Raw genomic sequence first — 17,592 nt, forward strand, 5'->3', positions numbered from 1 at the left:
AGGCGGGTCAACACAGGCGGGTCAGCAGATCCGGTCAGCAGATCCGGGGTAGCGGGTCACCGATGAGCAGGTCCACGATCCGCGTACCGCCGAACTCGGTGTTGAGCAGCACCATCGACGGCGGCTCGGCGGTCACCCGGCCGATGATCTCGGCGCCGGCACTGAGCGGATGGGCGCGGAGCGCGTCCAGGGCCGTGTCCGCCCTGGCCCCCTCGACGACCGCCACCATCCGGCCCTCGCAGGCCACGTAGAGCGGATCGATGCCGAGGATCTCCGCCGCGCCCCGTACGGCGGGACGCACCGGAACGGACGTCTCGTCGATCACGATCGCGACATCGGAGGCGGCGGCGATCTCGTTCAGGACGGTGGCCACCCCGCCGCGCGTGGCGTCGCGCAGGCACCGTACGCCGGGGCCGCAGGCGGCGATCAGCGCGGCCACCGGACCGGCCAGCGGAGCGGTGTCGGAGACCAGGTCGCCGTCCAGGTCCAGATCGCCGCGGGCCAGCATGATCGTCGTACCGTGCTCCCCGATGGGTCCCGAGACCAGTACCGCGTCGCCGGGACGGGCACACCCGGCGCCCAGCTCGTACGGGTGCTCCACGGCACCGACACCGGCCGTGACGACGTAGCAGCCGTCGGCCTTGCCTCGCTCGACGACCTTGGTGTCACCGGTGACGATCCGGACGCCCGCCGCCTCGGCCGCCGCCGCCATCGAGCGGGTGATCCGGACCAGATCGGCGACCGGCAGCCCCTCCTCCAGGACGAACGCGGCCGACAGGTAGAGCGGGCGGGCACCCGACATGGCCAGGTCGTTGACGGTGCCGTTGACCGCCAGATCACCGATGTCACCGCCGGGGAAGAACAGCGGGGACACCACGTACGCGTCGGTGGTGAAGGCCGTCCGGCAGCCGATCGGCGGGCACACCGCCTGGTCCTCCAGCGGAGCCAGCAGCGGATCGCCGAACGCCTCCAGGAAGACGGCCTCGATCAGCGTGCGGGAGGCCTTGCCCCCGGCGCCGTGCGCCATCGTGATCCGCTCGTCCCGCATGCGGGGCCTGGCGCGGCGGGCCCGGTCGATGCGGTCCAGCACGCGCTGCTCGCGCTCGTGCTCTGCGTCGCGCTCGCGCTCGCGCTCGGCGTCGTGCTCGTGCCGTGCGTCGGTGGTCATCGCCCGGCCGCCTCTCGCCGTACGGCCGAACGGGAGAACCGGCCGAAGTTGTAGTACGCGGCGCACGCGCCCTCCGACGACACCATGCAGGTGCCGATCGGCGTCTCCGGAGTGCAGGCGGTGCCGAAGACCTTGCACTCCCAGGGCTTCAGCACGCCCTTGAGCACTTCGCCGCACTGGCAGGCCTTGGGATCGGTGACCCGTACGCCCGGAATGTCGAAGATGCGCTCGGCGTCATAGGCGGCGAACGACTCGCGCAGCCGCAGCGCCGAGTGCGAGATGAAGCCCAGCCCGCGCCATTCGAAGAAGGGGCGAAGCTCCATCACCTCGCTCAGCACGCCGAGCGCCCTGAGGTTGCCGTCCCACGGGACGACCCGCGCGTACTGGTTCTCGACCTCGCACCGGCCCTCGGCGAGCTGGGTCAGCAGCATGTGCACCGAACGCAGGATGTCCAGCGGCTCGAAACCGGCTACGACCAGCGGCTTTCCGTAGGACTCCGGGATGAAGCCGTACGGCCGGCAGCCGATCACGGTGGACACGTGACCGGGACCGAGGAAGCCGTCCAGCCGCAGATCGGGCGAGTCCAGGATCGCCTTGATCGCCGGGATGATCGTCACGTGGTTGCAGAACACCGAGAAGTTCTCGATGCCCTCGGCCCGGGCGCGCAGCAGCGTCATCGCCGTGGACGGGGCGGTGGTCTCGAAGCCGATCGCCATGAAGACCACCCGCCGGCCGGGATTGTCGCGGGCGATCCGCAGCGCGTCCAGCGGCGAGTAGACCATCCGGATGTCGGCGCCCTCGGCCTTGGCCTCCAGGAACGAGGGACCGCCGCCGGGCACCCGCATCATGTCGCCGAACGAGGTCATGATCACGTCCGGGGTACGGGCGATGTGCACGGCGTCGTCCACCCGGCCCATCGGGATGACGCACACCGGGCAGCCGGGACCGTGCACCAGCTCGACTCCCGCCGGCAGGTGGTCCTCGATGCCGTGCTTGTAGATGGTGTGCGTGTGGCCGCCGCACACCTCCATGAACGTGTAGCGCCGGCCCGGCTCGCACAGCCCGGCGATCGCGGCCGCCAGCGCCCGCGCCTTCCCTGCGTCGCGGTACTCATCGACATGCCGCATCAGCCGATGCCTCCGTCGCTCGCGCCGTTACTCGTCCCGCCGCTCGGGCCGCCGTTACTCGGGCCGCCGCTCGCCCCGCCGTTACTCGGGCCGTCGCTTCCCGCGCCGTCGATCATCGAGTCCTGCAGCGCGGCGATCTCCTCGTCGTAGGCGGCGCCGATGCCGGCCAGGAACTCCAGCGCCGCCCGCGCCTCCGCCTCGTCGATCCTGGACAGCGCGAAGCCCACATGGATCAGCACCCAGTCGCCGGGCCCCACCTCCTCGCCGTCCAGCAGCCCGATGTTGACCGCGCGCCGCACGCCGCTCACCTCGACCCGGGCGAGATCGGGCCGGCCGGGCAGCAGCTCGACGATCTCACCGGGGATGCCCAGGCACATGGCCACCCGCCCCTTCCTGGGCCCGGTCCGGCTCCCGGGCCGTGTCCGGAACACCTTCCCGATCGTCCGCCCGGACGTCCTCCCGACCCGCTGTCTCCCGACCCGCTGTCTCCCGATCCTCTGGCTCCCGATCCTGCGCCCGGGTGTCGTCCTGAACGACCCGGATGGACTGCAGGGTGAACTCCTCGCCGGGCACGGTGACGAGTTCCAGCGTGGCGTCCGCCGCGCAGCCGCCCATCGCGACCATCTCGAACGACTGGGCCAGGGCCGGTTCGACGACCGCGTGGGCGGTACCGATCCGTACCGTGACACCGGTGACCCGGCGCCCCGCCGCCCGTTTCTCCACCGCTCGCAGCAGTGCCTCGCACAGACCGAATTCATGCATGCCGTCCCGTCCTCTCCACCGCCGCGTCCTCGCGCGCGGCGTCGGCCAGCAGTTCCCGTACGAGCCGTACCGCGCCGTCGATCGCGGCCTCGACCGGCCCGCTCAGCCCGATCCCCTCGTCCAGGCAGGCCGGCTCGCAGCCGACCAGCCGGATCCAGCCGAGCTCGCCACCCAGCCGCCCGGCCGCCGCCAGCACCGCCTCCGGGGTCAGATCGTGCGCGTCCAGCACCGGCTCGCCCGCTTCCGGCGAGACGGGTTCGATCACCGACACGGTCCCCGGCGGATCGCCGCGCTGTACGGCGTCCACCAGGATCAGCCGGTCGTAGCCGTCCATCAGCTCGTACGCCAGATGCACGCCCCGGATGCCGAAGTCGGCGACCCGTACACCGGCGGGCAGCGGCGTCCCGGCCATCCGCCGCACCACCTCGACTCCGAATCCGTCGTCGCCGAGGAACACGTTCCCCACGCCTGCGACCAGCAATTTCACAGCAGCTCCACTTCGTCGGGCGCGAAGTACAGGTAGCGGCCGACCGACTCCTTCAGCGCGGCGGCCGGATCGTCGTCGAGCGTCACGGCGACGTGCGAGCCGCCGTCGACGTCCGCCAGAACCACGGCGACCGTGGCCGTACGCCCCTCCAGGAACATGTCCTGCGCATCGGCGCGGCGCCGAGGCCGCAGCCGTACCCGAGTGCCACGGGCGGCGTCCCCGCCGCAGACCTGCACCGAGTCGGTACGCGGCGACACGGCACGTTCAGCCTCGGCACTCCACCAGGGCACCGCGCCCTCGGCCTGCCCCACCGCCTCGGGCGGGACGACCTCGGTGGGCCGGACGACCCCGTGCAGTCGGGCGAGTGCGTCCGGGGTGATCGCGTCGGCGCCGTCGACGATCGCCGCGGCCCGCTCGTCGGTGGCTCGTGCCTGCCGCTTCTCCTCGTCGGTGAGCGTCATGGTGCGCAGCACCAGTAGCTCGTCGATCTCGGTGAGATCGCACATGTCGCCCGGGCTCTCGGGCGCGACCTGGGGATGGTCGCCCACGATGATCGGGGCGCTCAGCAGCGTGGTGGCGTCGATCAGCGCCGGCCAGGTGTGCCGGCTCGCGCAGGCCGCCACCGCTGCCGCCGCCTCCTCCGGTGGGTCGATCATCGACACGAACTCCCCGCCGGTGACGCTCAGCAGCACATGGGCACCCAGGAACGAACGGCGCAGCATCCGCTCGCGCGGCTCTCCCCGCTCGCGTGGACTCTCCCGTTCCTGCGGGTGGTCCTGTTCCTGCGGCTGAACGGGCGCCGGTGTGGTGTTCTCCAGGCGGGCGGTCACCTTGAGCAGGTCGCCGGGTACGTGCTCCGCGCTGAGGTGCAGGACGCCCGACAGCGGCCACCAGCGGCGCTCGCCGTCCTGTCCCCCGGGAATCGTGAACGGGATCCGCGCGCCGCCGCCCGGGACCAGGTCCAGCCGACCGTCGATCTCGTGCGTGACGCCCTCGTCCCAGGCCGGGTCGGCCGGGCCGCGCGCGTCGCGCCGCCGCAGCTGAAGGAATCTCGCCCGTACGGTCACGGCACCGGCCGCGTGCGGGACCACGACGCATTCGGTGACCGCCTCGCACGTCTCGGCCGCGCCGGCGGGAGCGAGCACGCCGAACTGCCAGCGCATCATGTTCTTGGGCGCCGAGGCCCGGTACGGATACAGGATGTAGCCCTCGAAGAGCACGGCGTCGGCCACCGCACGGGCCTTCGCGAAACCGGCCGGCTCCTCACGCATGGGCACCGCCTTCACGCATGGGCACCGCCCTCGCGCAGCAGCGTCTCGATGGCCTGGTCCCAGGTGGGCAGGTCACGCCGCTGCTTGAACGCCAGCAGCGCGTTCACGGTGTCGCGGTTCAGCCGCAGCCAGCCGCCGCCCGGGAAGTGCCGTTCGATCAGCTCCTGCCACACCTGCACCGGGACCCGTACCTCGCACTCCCGGTCCCACGGGATCATCGCGATGTCGTCGCGGGTGAAGAGCGTCCCGCTGAACAGCATCACCATCGGGATCTCGCCGTCGTCCAGGGCGTGGAAGTAGCGCCCGCAGGCGACCTCCAGGTCGTACGAGCACGGCACCGGCAACTCGAACTCGACGGCGTCGCGGAACTTCGGGACCGTCACCGTGCCCTCGGCGAACCGCAGCGGGTTGAGCGTGCTCGGCCAGCGCTCGCGGGTCCCGAACAGGTCGGACAGCCGCGCCGCCTCGTCCCGCGAGTACTCGCGCTGCCTCGGCAGGATGCGCAGCTGGCAGCGCAGCGCGATGGACCGCACGTCCATCCCGCTCATCTCGATGGCGCGCATCCGGAAGACCAGCGTCGGAGCGGCCGCGTACGGATCGGGCCGCACGTCGGTACAGGTGAAGTGAAGATCAGCCATGGCCGTCCCGCTCTCGCAGTCCGGCGAAGAAGGCGTCCATCTCGTCTCGCACGCGGGTGCCGCCGTCGAACCCGCGCCAGTGCCGCCGCAACCGCCCGACCAGGTCGTAGCAGGCGGAGATGGGGACCAGATGGCACTCGACGCCGTTGCCGGAACGGGCTCCGCTTCCGGCTCCGTTCCGGCGTAGAAGGAGCGCCTCGACGTCATCGGCCGGATCGGCGGCAGGCGCGTTGGCGGCCAGGATCGGCTCCCACGCGCCGAGAGGCAGCAGCGACTCGGTGGCCCCGGCGGGACTCGGATACAGCGCCACGTACCGCCCGAGTCGCGAGTTACGGAAGAAGAACGCGACATCGACCGGAATCTGCAGCTCTTCCCACTGTGCCGAGGTGAGCGCGAACCCTGGCACATGGCGATATCGCTCGGGAACGACCCGATACCGTCCGGTGCTCGTGTCCTGACGCGTGTCCTGACGCGTGTCCTGACGCGTGCCCTGGTGCGCGAACAGCAGGGCACAGGCACGGCAGACGCACAGCAGCCCCCGCCGTTCAAGATCCACCGCGTGCCCGTGCCCGGCCGCGCCCAGCGCCTCACCGCAGAGTTCGCAGCCGGCGAGCGGCGGCGCCGCCTGATCGGCGCCCGTCTCTCCCGTCTCCCTGCCCGTCCCCCTGCCCCTCTCTGTCATCTCCCTGAACCGCCGCAACCCGCTCGTCATGTGGTCGCTCCCGGTCGCAGCGGGGCCGGGCAGGTGAGCGGCGGGCGCGTTCCTATCTGCAGCAGGGACGGCTCGGGGGTGGCGTTCTCCACCTCGATGGCCGTGATCTCCGGGGCGGCCGCGCGTACGGCGGTCTCGATCGCGTCCCGCACGGTGCTCGCGGACGAGGGGCAGCCGTCGCACGCGCCGCGCAGCCGCAGGTGGACGACGCCGTCCTCGATGCCGATCAGCTCGACGCCGCCCGCGTGGGAGCCGAGGTGAGGGCGGATGCGTTCCAGGGCCGTGCCGACCCGCTCCAGGGTGGAGTCCGGATGCAGGTCGTGCAGGATCAGAAGGCTGCCGACCAGATCGTCCGAGGCCAGCCGGGCCACCTGGTCCGGGGCGAGCAGGCCGACGACGCGGCCGAGGCCCTCCCCGTACAGGTGCATCAGGAGCCGGACCAGCTCCTCGGCGCGGTGGCGGACCGGGGGCGGATCCGACAGCTCCTCGACCAGCCGCTCGACCCGGGCCTCCACCTCACGCAAGCTCTCCATGGATCAGCCTCCGGGCGTGTAGGCGGTGGGTGAATGCACCCGGCGGTGCACCTTGCCCTCGCCGAGGTACATGTGGACGCCGCACGGCATGCACGGGTCGAAGCTGCGGATGGTCCGCATGATGTCGATGCCCTTGAACGACTCGCGCGGGTTCTCCTCGAAGATCGGGGTCCCGCGTACCGCGTCCTCGAACGGGCCGGGGGTGCCGAAGTCGTCGCGGACGCTGCCGTTCCAGGGGGTCGGCGGGTACGGGTGGTAGTTGGCGATCTTCCCGTCGCGGATCACCATGTGGTGGGACAGCCCGCCCCGGACCGCCTCGGTGAAGCCGCAGCCGATGGCGTCGTCGGGAACCGTGAACGGGCTCCATGTCTCGGTACGGCCCGCCCTGACCTCGCCCAGCGCCTGCTCCACGAAATGCAGCGCGGCGGCAGCGGCGTACGCCTGGAAGTAGGTGCGGGCACGGTTGCGTTCGATGGCGTTGCTCAGCGGCTGACCCTTGTGCATGGGGATCGTCCACTCGAAGGTGGCCTCGGGCTTGGTCGCGGTACGGGGCAGGTGGATCTGGACGCTGTGGCCGGTGGCTCTCACGTAGTTCATGTCGACCAGGCCCGACAGGGCCGTGGACCACAGCCGGGCGAGGGGCCCGCCGCCGGTGTCGAGGGCGAGGTGCTCCTTGCCGTCGAACCAGCGCGGCGCCATGACCCAGCTGTAGTTGCCCTTGAAGTCGCGCTTCTGGGGGTGGGGGATCGTGTGCTGGTTCCAGGGGTGCCGCGCGTCGACCGGGTTGCCGAGGGGGTCGTGGGTCACGAACGGCTTCTGGTCGGTCCAGTCGTCGTAGAAGGACTTGCCGACCAGGATGCGGATGCCCAGGTTGATGTCGACCAGGTCGCTGGTGACCAGCTTCCCGTCGACGATCACTCCCGGGGTCACGAACGCCTTGCGGCCCCAGTCGCCCATCGTGCGGTAGTCGTAGTCGCAGTGCGCCGGGTCGTTCAGCGAGCCCCAGCAGCCCAGCAGCACCCGGCGGCGGCCGACCTCCTCGTAGCCGGGCAGGGCCTGGTAGAAGAAGTCGAACAGGTCGTCGTGCATCGGCACCACGGCCTTCATGAACTCCACGTACCGCATCAGGCGCGACAGGTAGTCGGTGAACAACTGGACGGTCGCGACCGTGCCGACGCCGCCCGGGTAGAGCGTCGAGGGATGGACGTGCCGCCCCTCCATCAGGCAGAACATCTCCCGGGTGGAACGGCTGACCTGGAGCGACTCCCGGTAGAACTCGCCTTCGAGGGGGTTCAGCGACCGCATGATGTCGGCGATGGTGCGGTAGCCGTGCTCGGCGGCGTGCGGCGCCTCGGTCCGTTCGGCCAGCTCCAGCACGCCGGGGTTGGTCTCGCGGACCATCCGCTCGCAGTAGTCGACCCCAGCCAGGTTCTCCTGGAAGAGGTTGTGGTCGAACATGTACTCGGCGGCCTCGCCGAGGTTGTGGATCCACTCGGCGATGGCCGGGGGCCGCACGCCGTAGGCCATGTTCTGCGCGTAGACCGAGCAGGTGGCGTGGTTGTCGCCGCAGATCCCGCAGATCCTGCTGGTGATGAAGTGCGCGTCCCGAGGGTCCTTGCCCTGCATGAAGATGCTGTAGCCGCGGAAGATCGAGGACGTGCTGTGGCAGTCGGCCACCCGTCCCCGGCCGAAGTCGATCGTCGTGTGGATGCCGAGGCTGCCCACGATCCGGGTGATCGGATCCCAGGCCATCTCGACCAGTTCGTCGCTCACTGCGCTGACTCCTGACGCGCTGATTCCGGTTGCCAGGGGGGCTGGTAACCGCTGGACAGCTCCTCGCCCGGGCGCCGCCAGCTCGGCTCGGCCTCCACGCTGTGCAGCGTGATGTTGCGGAGCGTACGGATGAGGGTGCCGTAGAGGCCGTCGCCTTGGGTGGAGGACGACTGCAGGTTCGCGGGCTCGTCCATGAACGGCATGAACTTGTCGGGAAAACCGGGCATGGTGCAGGCGATGCAGATGCCACCGACGTTGGGGCAGCCGCCGATGCCGTTGATCCAGCCGCGCCGCGGCACGTTGCACTTGACCACCGGGCCCCAGCAGCCCACCTTGACCAGGCATTCGTGGTTGCCATAGCCGGCGGCGATGTCGCCCTGCTCGTAGTAGCCCGCCCGGTCGCAGCCCTCGTGGACGGTCTGGCCGAACAGCCAGGACGGCCGCAGGTTGTCGTCCAGCGGCATCTTGGGGGCCTGCCCGCCGAGCTGGTAGAGCAGGTAGAGCAAGGTCTCGGACAGGTTGTCGGGCTGGACCGGGCAGCCGGGCACGCACACGATCGGCAGCCCGGCCTTGGACGTCCAGTCCCAGCCGAGATGGTCGGGGACGCCCATCGCGCCGGTGGGATTGCCCGCCATCGCGTGGACTCCCCCGTACGCGGCGCACGTCCCGGCGGCGACCACGGCGGTCGCCTGGGGTGCGAGCAGGTCGAGCCACTCGGTGCTGGTGATGGGCTGCCCGGTCGCCGGATCGGTGCCGAACCCCGACCAGTAGCCCTCCGCCTTGACCGACTCGTTCGGTACCGAGCCCTCGACGATCAGGACGAACGGCTCCAGCTCGCCGCGCCCGGCGCGATGGAACCAGTCGATGAACGAGCCGGCGCCGTCCCCGGGACCGGAGTCGAAGGCCATCAGCGGCCAGTGCAGCGCGATCCGGGGAAGGCCGGGGAGCCCGCCCATCACCAGCTCCTCGATGCTCGGCTGGGTCGCGGCGGTCAGGGCGACCGAGTCTCCGTCGCAACTGAGGCCCGCGTTGAACCACAGCAGGTGAACGACAGGCTCGGCGGACTCTGCGGACTCGGTGGACTCGGTGGGCTCAGCGGAATCCGCGGTCTCCCTGGTCTCCCTGGTCTCCCTGGTCTCCCTGGTCTCCCTGGTCTCCGTGGGCTTCGTGGACTCGGTGCGCACCGTGGTCATCCCGGGTCACCTTCCAGCCGCTGGGCGACCAGCTCGAACAGCACGTGGTAGAGCGTGGTCTGCGCCTCCTGGATGCGGTGCACCGAAGAGGAGGGGATCGGGAACAGGTGGTCGAGCCCGTCCAGCTCGGCGAGCCGGCCGCCGCCGTGACCGGCGAGCCCGACGGTCAGCATGCCGATCCGCGCGGCCCGTTCCAGGCCGGCGACGACGTTCGCCGAGCCCCCGCTGGTCGACAGCCCGACCGCGATGTCGCCAGGCCGCCCGAACGCGGCGAGCTGGCGGGCGAACACCACCTCGAAGCCGACATCGTTGGCCAGCGCGGTGACGACGGCGACATCGCAGGTCAGTGCGAGCGCGGGCAGGGCGCGGGCGGTACCGGGCGGGCACAGGAAGGTGCCGGCCAGGTCCTGGGCATCGGTGCTGCTGCCCCCGTTGCCGAACGCGAACAGCCGGCCGCCGGCCGCGAACCGTCCGGCCATCGCGGTGGCGCAGGCGGCGAGACCGGCCGCGTGCCGCTCCGCGACCTCGCGGCGCAGCCGGGTGATCTCGCCGATCTTCGCGCGGGTGGACTCGAGCAGCCCGCCGGGGACCGCTGCCCCGCTCGCGGCCCGCTGCCCGCCCCTGTTCCTGTCGGTGTCCGGATAGAGGAACGGATAGAGATCACGCATGGCGGCGGGCGCGTCAGTCATCGATCACACGCCCCGTACCGTCGCCGGGCTCGCCGATCACGGCGATGGCCTCGCCGGCATGGACGAGCACGGTCGCCCCGGTCTCGGCCGGTACGAGCGCCACGCTGACCTCCTCGACGGACGTGCCGGTATCGGCCAGCGCGAACCCGCCCGGCAGCAGCTCGAGCAGCCGCACCGGCACCGCCTCGTCGGAGCAGGTCACACAGACCTCGCCGTGGCACTCCGGTGCCCGCGGGATCGGCGTCGGTTTCATCAGGGCTCCGTCCGTATTCTCTGATCGCTGCTCATCGGTCGCCCTTCATGGATCGCTGCTCATCGGTCGCTCCCTGATCGGCGTTCATCGACCGGCCGTCCCGGTGCGTTCGAGCAGGATGTGCACCAGCTCCCACATCAGGTGGTAAGCGGTGACGTGCGTTTCCTTGACCACCAGCGGATCGGCGGAGGAGACCCGGATCACATGGTCGGCGGCGGGGCCGCCGGGCCCTTCCGCGCCGCTGAGCATGACCGTGAGCAGGCCGAGCCCGGTGGCGGCCGCGAGCCCGCGCCGGACGTTGGGGCACCGGCCGTCCGGTGTCACGCCCAGCGCGATGTCGGCGGGTGCGGCGAAGTGCCGGAGCTGGTGGGCGAAGACCTCGCCGAAGCCGGCCCTGGATCCCACGCCGGTCATCGTCGTCATGTCGTTGCCGAGCGCGAGCGCCGGCAGCGCCCGGGCGCCGACCGTGACCGGATGCATGAACTCGACCGCGACATGGCTGGCGTCCGCGCCGGAACCGCCGTTGCCGAACGCGATCAGCTTGCCGCCGCGCCGGAACCGGCCCGCCATGTCATCGCAGGCCGCGACCAGTGGTCCGGCGGCATCGGCGAGCCCGGCCGCGGCCCCGTCGCGGCGGGCGAACGCGTCCAGAACCTTCTCGGCGGCGCCGGCGGCGGGCGGGATGCCGGCGGTCTCAGGTGGTGGGACCACGTCGTTCAGCTCCTTGCCTTCGGGACGAGACCTGCGGGACGAGACGTTCAGGACGAGACGATTAGGACGAGGCGATTAGGACGAGGCGATTAGGACGAGGCGATTAGGACGAGACGTTCAGGACGATGACGCAGGTGTCGTCCACGGGATTGGTGTCGAGGGCGGACAGCAGCGAGCTCAGCTGCTGGTCGGGATCGGTGCCCGCGCATTGCCCGGCCACCTTCAGCAACAGGCTCAGCCGGTCGTCGCAGTGCTCGGACTGGCGCTCGACCAGCCCGTCGGTGTAGAGGACGACGCCGTCGCCGGGACGCAGCCGCGTGGTCACCAGCCGGTAGCCGGGATCGAGCGTGACGCCGAGCGGTGTGCCGTACGGGTTGTCGAGCTGGCGAGCCTTCCCGCCGCGGGACAGCACGGGCGGCGGATGACCGGCGCGCGCCCAGGCGAGGGAGCCGTCGGACGGATCGAAGTGGGCGACGATCGCGGTGGCGATCGCGTACTCGTCCCGGCCCTGGAAGGCGACGAGGTTGAGGCATTCCAGGACGCGGGCGGCGTCCGCACCCGTGTGCGCGATGCCCAGCAGCGCGTTGCGCAGCTGGGCCATCCGCGCCGCCGCCTGCAGGCCGTGACCGCTGGCGTCCCCGATGGCGATCAGCACCCGGCCGTCCTGGAGCGTGGTCGCCTCGTACCAGTCGCCGCCGACCTGGGCGCTGTCCTCGGCGGGCCGGTAGCGGACGGCGACCCGCAGCCCGGGCAGATCCGGCTTCCAGGCGGGCAGCAGCTCGCGCTGCAGCTCCTCGGCGAGCCGGCGCCGGTGCCGTTCCAGCTCGCGGCGGGACAGCTCCAGCGCCGCCTCGATCCGGCGCCGGGTACTGACGTCCTGGACCACTCCGCGCAGCGCGATCAGGTGGCCGAGCCCGTCCAGCACCGGCTCGGCCGTGACGTTCACGTGCCGCGGCGCCCCGGTGCGCACCGTACGGAACTCGAACGTCACCGCCGAGAACCGCTCGGAGATCCCCGCCACCGCCCGGACCACCGCCGGCAGGTCCTCCTCGTACACGTGCGCCGCCATCTGCTCCAGCGGCAGCGGGCCCTGCTCCGGCTCGACGTCGAAGATGTCGTAGATCCGCCGCGACCAGGAGATCTCGCCGGTCACCAGGTTCCACTCCACCCAGCCGAGGTTCATCAGCCGCTCGGCGTCGTCGATCTGGGCGGCGATCCGCGCCTGCTCGTCGTGGAACTCCCAGCTCACCAGCAGGCCGCCGCCGATCCGCTGGGCCCGTACGCTCAGCACCGCCGGATAGAGCACGCCGCGGAACGGCTCCTCGTAGGTGAACGGCTCGCGGTGCAGCGGGACGCCGGTTTCGAGAACGGTCACGTACGCGTCGAAGATGCCCGCCAGGTCCAGACCCGGGAACGCGTCGAGCAGGCGGGCTCCGGTGATCTGCTCGGGGGTACGGGCCCGCAACCCGGTGGCGTGCGCGTTGCAGCGGTCGACGTAGAACTCCACCACCGTGCCGTCGCGGTCGCGGATCGGGAACAGCAGCGCGGCGGGGATCGGGATCGCCTCGAGGACGGAATCCAGCCACGGCGCGCTCAGATCGCTGGTGGGGGCGCTCAGCGCGGCCAGATCGCGCAGCCGCCGCCCGCCGGACAGTGTCAGCACCTCCGCACCGTCCAGGCCGCGCCCGGCCACCGGCCCAGGCGAACCGAGCGAACCAGATGAACCGACGGGGCCGGGCGCTTCGCCCGCCGGCCAGCTGACGCTGACCACGCACACCAGACCGTCCGCGGGCGTCTCCCCGGTGGACACCCAGGTCAGCATCCGCTCGCCGGTCTCGTCGTCGAGCCACAGCAGCTGGTCGTCGGGACACATCCGCACCAGCGGCAGCACATGCCGCAGCGGAGCCCGCGACCAGTCCTCGACCGACTCGTCCCGGTCGCCCGCGACGCCGCTCATCCGCAGCCGGCCGTCGCGGTCGAGCACCGCCAGCATGATGGCGCTGGTGCCGTACGGCCGGAGCCTGCGGTAGAGCAGCCGTGCCAGCTCTGCCGGGTTGCGGGCGGCGCTCAACTCCTCGGCGAACGCCATGAAGTCGTGCCCTTCGACCCCGCCGCGCTTACCGCTCTGGTCGCTGCCGTTGGCGTTGCCGTTCCGGCCGTTGGCGTGCCGATCCGCGCCGTTCTGGTCTGGGCCGTTCTGGTCTGCGCCGTTCTGGTCTGGGGCGTTCTGGTCGTCGGAGCGAGGCGGCGGCACGGCGGCGGGAGCGGACGTCCGCCCATCGGTGCCGCTCACCGTTCCCGGCGGCGGACCGGAGCCCGGGCCATCGTCCCGGACGTGGATACCACCGGCCACGGCGGGGAACGTACGGGGCGTGACCGCGGGCATCTCCGGGAACACGATCCCGCCCGGTGGTGCAGCGGCGGCCTCCCGGACGACGACGTCCGCGGCCTCGGCGAGCTGCTCGGCGTCGGCCGAGCCGGCCAGCCGGCGCAGGTACTCCCTGGCCTCCTCCGGACCGCAGCCGAGCCGGCTCACCAGGAAGCGTTCGGCCCGGGCCACGACCGCGGGTGACTCCGCCCAGGGCTGAGAGCCACAGCCGCCTATCCCCCCTTGCGCCATAGCGCCTCCGATTAAGGCTTCCGCCGGTCCCGCCACGGGGCCGCGACACCCGCGGGGAGGAGATGTCGTGACCCCGGCTAAGTGTCTATCAGTAATCGAATGATCACGAAGCGGATCCGCCGAATTGGTCCGTGCGCTCGCAACCTCATGCCCTCGCAACCCTGTGCCCTCGTAATCCCGTGCACTCGCGCGACGCAGGCGGGACTTGATGAAATTACGTTTCTACGTAATTATGGAGTCATGACAGAAGGTGGAGACGACACGCTGGCCGACCGGCTCGCGCTGCTGGAGGAGCGCGTGGCACGGCTGGAACGTCCCCGCCCGGAAACCGGCGAACCCGGGCCCGACATCGAGCGCGGGCCGGACGCCGAGCCCGGCGAGACGTTCTGGGCCTTGAACGCACTGAAGGAACGCGCCGGAGAGCAGGGCGCGGTGCTGTTCACGGGCACCGTGACGCTGCCGACCGAGGAGCACTACGAGTGGCAGCAGGGCCACTCGGCCGGGGAACTGCTGGCCGACGACTGGTCGCAGGCCGCCGACACGCTCTCGGCCCTGGCGCATCCGGTACGGCTGCTGCTGCTCAGGGAGATCCTGCACGGCGCCCGTACCACCGCCGAACTCGCCGCCCACGAGCGGCTCGGCACGACCGGTCAGCTCTACCACCACCTGCGCCAACTGGTCGCGGCCGGTTGGCTCCGTACCACCGCGCGCGGCCAGTACGCCGTTCCGGGCGAGCGGGTGGTGCCGCTCCTCACGGTGCTCGCCGCGGCCCGCCGCTGAGCGCCCCGGCCACCGCGCCTGCGCCCAACTCCACACCTCTGCTCGGCCACAACATCCCTCGCCCACAACGTCCCTAGACCAGACGCTGTCCCTGGACCACACGCGGTCCCTAGACCAGACGCTGCTGGACCACACGCTGCTAGACCACATCGGGAGGCGGAAATGTTCAAGAAGGTGGCCCGCTTCAGGGTCCCGATCCTGCTGCTGGGCATCATCCTCGGCCTGACCGCGAACGTGCTCGAACTGGGCTGGTTCTCGCTGGCCTGCCCCGTTCTGGTGGTGCTCGGCCTCATCCTGTTCTTCATCCCCTCGGGCGAGAAGGACCGCGCGCCGGTCATCGTGCGCAGCCCGCTGGACGGGCGGTGGCTGCCGGTGAACAGCCCGGCCGACAAGGTCCCCAGCCACGGCACGCACGAGCTCGGCCAGACGTACGCGATCGACCTGGTGCACGTACCGGACCGGGCGGCGGAGTGGAAGCCGCTGGTACGCGGCTCGCTGGCGGCACGACCCGAGACGTTCCCGTCCTTCGGGCGGCCGATCTCCGCTCCCGCCGACGGCGTCGTGGTGGCGGCCGGCGGACGGCAGCGCGACCATTGGAGCCGCAACTCCTGGCCCGCGCTGGTCTACCTGATGATCGAGGGCATGATCTTCCGGTACGTCCTGTCGCTGCTGACCCTGTCGAGCGGCCGGTTCATCCTCGGCAACCACGTCATCCTCGACCTCGGCGACGGCGTGTACGCGGTGTTCGCCCACCTGCGGCGCGGCTCGCTGAGGGTCGCCAAGGGCGACCGGGTCCGGGCCGGCGACCTCCTGGGCGAGGTGGGCAACTCGGGCAACAGCTCCGAACCGCACCTGCACTTCCATCTGATGGACGGCCCGCGGCCGCTCATCGCCGCCGGGGTGCCGTTCGCGTTCCCGTACCGGGACGACGACGCGGAGGCCGACGGCGAGGCCCGGACGGGCGTGCCGGGCGGGCGCCGCCCGTTCGTCGTCGACGCCGGTGTCCCCGCCACCAACGGAACACGCTCCTGACCAGGGCCCACTGCTTGCAGCAGGCGCTGCTTGTAACAGGCACCGCTTGTAACAGGCACTGCTTGCAACAGGCGCCGCTTGCGGCGAGTACTGCTCGTGAAGGCATTTCTTGGGACGGGCATTGCCATAGCCCCTTGGGCCCCGGGAAGGGACGCCCCAGCAGGAACCGACCTGAACGGATATCCAAGGGGGGCACATGCTCGGCATGCTGCGCAAAATGGGACTGTCCTCGAACCTCATGTACGGGATGGGGATCGCCTCGATCGGCGCCTCCGTCGCGTCCTGGATGATCTCGAGGAACGCCGAGCCGGCGGGGCTCGAGCGCGCCGACCACTGGGGCATCTTCGTCGGCCAGTGGGCGCCGACGTTCTTCGCCCTCGGATGCGCGATGCGCATGGAGGAGCAGTGGGGCTCGCGCGGCATGCACGAGCAGATGCAGGAGTCGCGGGAACGAGCCCGGGAGGCGATGCCGGTCAGCGGTTGACGTTCCGGTTCCGGCCGGGCCACGGCGGGCCGCCACCCTCGGAGGGGGCGGCCCGCCGAACACATCGGGACCGGCTGAAGAAAGCGTCAGGCCCGCGACCAGGGGCGGAATGTTCGCGCAACCATTGCTCTGGCCGTGGGTATTGACACCGGTTCGCGTTAACGCAAACATCAAGGCGTCCCGCCCCGGTGTGCAGGAGATCACATGACCGTCCCGTCGCCCCTCTCCCCCGCCGAAGGCGCCCGTGCCCACGCGGCACGGCACCGGGCGGCGGTCATGGAGGACGTGGCCACGCTCGCCGGGGTCTCGGCGATGACGGTCTCCCGGGTCCTCAACAGCCCCGAGAAGGTACGCCCGCAGACCCGTACCCGAGTGCTCGCGGCGATGCGCGAGCTGGACTACCGGCCCAACCCGGCCGCGCGGGTCCTGGTCACCGGACGGTCCCGGGTGCTCGGCGTGGTCAGCTTCGACACCACGCTGTACGGGCCGGCCTCGACGCTCTACGGCATCGAGCGGGCCGCGCGCCGGGCCGAGCACACGGTGAGCATCGCCAGCCTCAGCTCGATGACCCGCCGTTCGGTCCAGGACGCGGTGGAGCGGCTGCGCTCGCAGTCGGTCGGCGGCATCGTCGTGATCGCGCCGCACCGGTCGGCGGCCGAAGGGCTGCGCGGGCTGCCGCCGGACTTCCCGGCCGTGGTGGTCGGCGCGGGCGACGCGCTCCCGGTACCGGTCGCGGCGGTCGACCACCGCGCGGGCGCCGAACGGGTGACCCGGCACCTGCTGAGCCTGGGGCACGAGACGGTCTGGCACATCGCCGGGCCGGGCGACTGGATCGACGCCAGCGAGCGCGTCGAGGGCTGGCGCTCGGTCCTGCGGGCCGAAGGACGCGCGGTCCCCGATCCGCTCGCGGGCGACTGGAGCGCGCGCTCGGGGTACGAGCAGGGGCGGCTGCTGGCCGCCGATCCGCAGGTCACGGCGGTCTTCGCCGCCAACGACCCGATGGCGCTGGGGCTGCTGCGCGCGCTGCGCGAGGCGGGCCGCCGCGTCCCCGAGGAGGTGAGCGTGGCCGGCTTCGACGACGTCCCCGAGGCGCCGTACTTCGCACCCCCGCTGACCAGCGTCCGGCAGCCCTTCGGGGAGGTCGGGCGGCACGCCTTCCAGCTGCTGATGGACCGTATCGGCGGTGCCGAGGGAGCACCGCGCCGCACCGTCGAACCCGAACTCGTGGTGCGCGAGAGCACCGCCGTCCGCGCCCCCTGACCCGACCCGCTGACCCGCTGACCCGCTGACCCGCTGACCCGACCCGCTGACCCCACCAGCTGACCCCCGGCTCAAGCCCCCGAGGACCATCCAGATGTC

19 protein-coding genes are annotated in these 17,592 nt (G+C 71.5%); 4 read left to right on the forward strand and 15 right to left on the reverse strand.

What is annotated here, in order from left to right; translation table 11 throughout:
- Positions 1-34: 34 nt before the first annotated feature.
- The 15 genes from hypE to ACH34Q_RS03165 all read right to left on the reverse strand — a co-directional run bounded on the left by hypE (position 35) and on the right by ACH34Q_RS03165 (position 13,877).
- Positions 35-1,168: a hydrogenase expression/formation protein HypE gene (gene hypE, locus ACH34Q_RS03095; RefSeq protein ID WP_395981167.1), complete on the reverse strand. Its 1,134-nt coding sequence runs from the start codon at positions 1,166-1,168 to the stop codon at positions 35-37.
- Positions 1,165-2,295 (reverse strand): hydrogenase formation protein HypD, encoded by a 1,131-nt coding sequence (gene hypD / locus ACH34Q_RS03100; RefSeq protein ID WP_395981169.1) that lies wholly within the window; start codon positions 2,293-2,295, stop codon positions 1,165-1,167. The genes hypE and hypD overlap by 4 nt, the downstream gene beginning before the upstream one ends.
- Positions 2,295-2,672 carry a HypC/HybG/HupF family hydrogenase formation chaperone gene (locus ACH34Q_RS03105; RefSeq protein WP_395981619.1) on the reverse strand — a complete coding sequence of 126 codons (378 nt, stop codon included), beginning with the start codon at positions 2,670-2,672 and terminating at the stop codon, positions 2,295-2,297. The genes hypD and ACH34Q_RS03105 overlap by 1 nt, the downstream gene beginning before the upstream one ends.
- Positions 2,650-3,057 carry a hydrogenase/urease maturation nickel metallochaperone HypA gene (locus tag ACH34Q_RS03110; protein ID WP_395981170.1) on the reverse strand — a complete coding sequence of 136 codons (408 nt, stop codon included), beginning with the start codon at positions 3,055-3,057 and terminating at the stop codon, positions 2,650-2,652. Before ACH34Q_RS03110 ends, ACH34Q_RS03105 begins: the two co-directional genes overlap by 23 nt.
- Positions 3,050-3,544 carry a hydrogenase maturation protease gene (locus tag ACH34Q_RS03115; protein WP_395981171.1) on the reverse strand — a complete coding sequence of 165 codons (495 nt, stop codon included), beginning with the start codon at positions 3,542-3,544 and terminating at the stop codon, positions 3,050-3,052. Before ACH34Q_RS03115 ends, ACH34Q_RS03110 begins: the two co-directional genes overlap by 8 nt.
- On the reverse strand, positions 3,541-4,815 hold the full coding sequence (locus ACH34Q_RS03120; protein WP_395981172.1) for a hypothetical protein: 1,275 nt from the start codon (positions 4,813-4,815) through the stop codon (positions 3,541-3,543). The genes ACH34Q_RS03115 and ACH34Q_RS03120 overlap by 4 nt, the downstream gene beginning before the upstream one ends.
- Positions 4,816-4,826: 11 nt before the next feature.
- Positions 4,827-5,453, reverse strand: a complete 627-nt coding sequence (locus ACH34Q_RS03125; RefSeq protein ID WP_395981173.1) for a DUF6084 family protein — start codon at positions 5,451-5,453, stop codon at positions 4,827-4,829.
- Complete coding sequence (locus tag ACH34Q_RS03130) at positions 5,446-6,135, reverse strand: DUF5947 family protein (RefSeq protein WP_395981174.1); 690 nt, start codon at positions 6,133-6,135, stop codon at positions 5,446-5,448. Before ACH34Q_RS03130 ends, ACH34Q_RS03125 begins: the two co-directional genes overlap by 8 nt.
- 26 nt (positions 6,136-6,161) lie before the next feature.
- The gene (locus tag ACH34Q_RS03135; RefSeq protein WP_395981175.1) at positions 6,162-6,698 is read right to left on the reverse strand and encodes a NifU family protein; all 537 of its coding nucleotides are present in this window, start codon (positions 6,696-6,698) and stop codon (positions 6,162-6,164) included.
- 3 nt (positions 6,699-6,701) lie between these two features.
- The gene (locus tag ACH34Q_RS03140) at positions 6,702-8,471 is read right to left on the reverse strand and encodes a nickel-dependent hydrogenase large subunit (protein WP_395981176.1); all 1,770 of its coding nucleotides are present in this window, start codon (positions 8,469-8,471) and stop codon (positions 6,702-6,704) included.
- Positions 8,468-9,664, reverse strand: coding sequence for a hydrogenase expression protein HypE (locus tag ACH34Q_RS03145; protein WP_395981177.1), 1,197 nt, complete (start codon positions 9,662-9,664; stop codon positions 8,468-8,470). Before ACH34Q_RS03145 ends, ACH34Q_RS03140 begins: the two co-directional genes overlap by 4 nt.
- Complete coding sequence (locus ACH34Q_RS03150) at positions 9,661-10,353, reverse strand: SIS domain-containing protein (protein ID WP_395981178.1); 693 nt, start codon at positions 10,351-10,353, stop codon at positions 9,661-9,663. The genes ACH34Q_RS03145 and ACH34Q_RS03150 overlap by 4 nt, the downstream gene beginning before the upstream one ends.
- Positions 10,346-10,606 carry a HypC/HybG/HupF family hydrogenase formation chaperone gene (locus ACH34Q_RS03155; RefSeq protein ID WP_395981179.1) on the reverse strand — a complete coding sequence of 87 codons (261 nt, stop codon included), beginning with the start codon at positions 10,604-10,606 and terminating at the stop codon, positions 10,346-10,348. The genes ACH34Q_RS03150 and ACH34Q_RS03155 overlap by 8 nt, the downstream gene beginning before the upstream one ends.
- Positions 10,607-10,690: 84 nt before the next feature.
- Positions 10,691-11,317 carry an SIS domain-containing protein gene (locus ACH34Q_RS03160; protein ID WP_395981180.1) on the reverse strand — a complete coding sequence of 209 codons (627 nt, stop codon included), beginning with the start codon at positions 11,315-11,317 and terminating at the stop codon, positions 10,691-10,693.
- A gap of 103 nt (positions 11,318-11,420) precedes the next feature.
- Positions 11,421-13,877: a SpoIIE family protein phosphatase gene (locus tag ACH34Q_RS03165; RefSeq protein ID WP_395981181.1), complete on the reverse strand. Its 2,457-nt coding sequence runs from the start codon at positions 13,875-13,877 to the stop codon at positions 11,421-11,423.
- A 300-nt stretch (positions 13,878-14,177) separates the two neighbouring features.
- On the opposite strand from ACH34Q_RS03165, the gene ACH34Q_RS03170 reads away from it, so the two are divergent.
- The 4 genes from ACH34Q_RS03170 (at position 14,178) to ACH34Q_RS03185 (ending at position 17,493) form a co-directional block, all read left to right on the forward strand.
- The gene (locus tag ACH34Q_RS03170) at positions 14,178-14,717 is read left to right on the forward strand and encodes an ArsR/SmtB family transcription factor (protein ID WP_395981182.1); all 540 of its coding nucleotides are present in this window, start codon (positions 14,178-14,180) and stop codon (positions 14,715-14,717) included.
- Positions 14,718-14,879: 162 nt separating this feature from the next.
- Positions 14,880-15,749: a M23 family metallopeptidase gene (locus tag ACH34Q_RS03175; protein WP_395981183.1), complete on the forward strand. Its 870-nt coding sequence runs from the start codon at positions 14,880-14,882 to the stop codon at positions 15,747-15,749.
- Between the two features lie 196 nt (positions 15,750-15,945).
- The gene (locus ACH34Q_RS03180; protein WP_395981184.1) at positions 15,946-16,233 is read left to right on the forward strand and encodes a hypothetical protein; all 288 of its coding nucleotides are present in this window, start codon (positions 15,946-15,948) and stop codon (positions 16,231-16,233) included.
- Between the two features lie 204 nt (positions 16,234-16,437).
- Complete coding sequence (locus ACH34Q_RS03185; protein WP_395981185.1) at positions 16,438-17,493, forward strand: LacI family DNA-binding transcriptional regulator; 1,056 nt, start codon at positions 16,438-16,440, stop codon at positions 17,491-17,493.
- Positions 17,494-17,592 lie beyond the last annotated feature (99 nt).

The organism is Actinomadura sp. 9N407 (genome assembly GCF_044326315.1).
Classification (GTDB): domain Bacteria; phylum Actinomycetota; class Actinomycetes; order Streptosporangiales; family Streptosporangiaceae; genus Spirillospora.

Excerpts from the sequence above, each read along its gene's own strand:
- ACH34Q_RS03155 (WP_395981179.1), bottom strand. The coding sequence starts at position 10,606 with ATGAAACCGACGCCGATCCCGCGGGCACCGGAGTGCCACGGCGAGGTC.
- ACH34Q_RS03150 (WP_395981178.1), bottom strand. The coding sequence starts at position 10,353 with ATGACTGACGCGCCCGCCGCCATGCGTGATCTCTATCCGTTCCTCTAT.
- ACH34Q_RS03170 (WP_395981182.1), top strand. The coding sequence starts at position 14,178 with ATGACAGAAGGTGGAGACGACACGCTGGCCGACCGGCTCGCGCTGCTG.
- ACH34Q_RS03130 (WP_395981174.1), bottom strand. The coding sequence starts at position 6,135 with ATGACAGAGAGGGGCAGGGGGACGGGCAGGGAGACGGGAGAGACGGGC.
- ACH34Q_RS03120 (WP_395981172.1), bottom strand. The coding sequence starts at position 4,815 with ATGCGTGAGGAGCCGGCCGGTTTCGCGAAGGCCCGTGCGGTGGCCGAC.
- hypE (WP_395981167.1), bottom strand. The coding sequence starts at position 1,168 with ATGACCACCGACGCACGGCACGAGCACGACGCCGAGCGCGAGCGCGAG.
- ACH34Q_RS03175 (WP_395981183.1), top strand. The coding sequence starts at position 14,880 with ATGTTCAAGAAGGTGGCCCGCTTCAGGGTCCCGATCCTGCTGCTGGGC.
- ACH34Q_RS03145 (WP_395981177.1), bottom strand. The coding sequence starts at position 9,664 with ATGACCACGGTGCGCACCGAGTCCACGAAGCCCACGGAGACCAGGGAG.
- ACH34Q_RS03105 (WP_395981619.1), bottom strand. The coding sequence starts at position 2,672 with ATGTGCCTGGGCATCCCCGGTGAGATCGTCGAGCTGCTGCCCGGCCGG.
- ACH34Q_RS03125 (WP_395981173.1), bottom strand. The coding sequence starts at position 5,453 with ATGGCTGATCTTCACTTCACCTGTACCGACGTGCGGCCCGATCCGTAC.
- ACH34Q_RS03185 (WP_395981185.1), top strand. The coding sequence starts at position 16,438 with ATGACCGTCCCGTCGCCCCTCTCCCCCGCCGAAGGCGCCCGTGCCCAC.
- hypD (WP_395981169.1), bottom strand. The coding sequence starts at position 2,295 with ATGCGGCATGTCGATGAGTACCGCGACGCAGGGAAGGCGCGGGCGCTG.
- ACH34Q_RS03180 (WP_395981184.1), top strand. The coding sequence starts at position 15,946 with ATGCTCGGCATGCTGCGCAAAATGGGACTGTCCTCGAACCTCATGTAC.
- ACH34Q_RS03110 (WP_395981170.1), bottom strand. The coding sequence starts at position 3,057 with ATGCATGAATTCGGTCTGTGCGAGGCACTGCTGCGAGCGGTGGAGAAA.
- ACH34Q_RS03135 (WP_395981175.1), bottom strand. The coding sequence starts at position 6,698 with ATGGAGAGCTTGCGTGAGGTGGAGGCCCGGGTCGAGCGGCTGGTCGAG.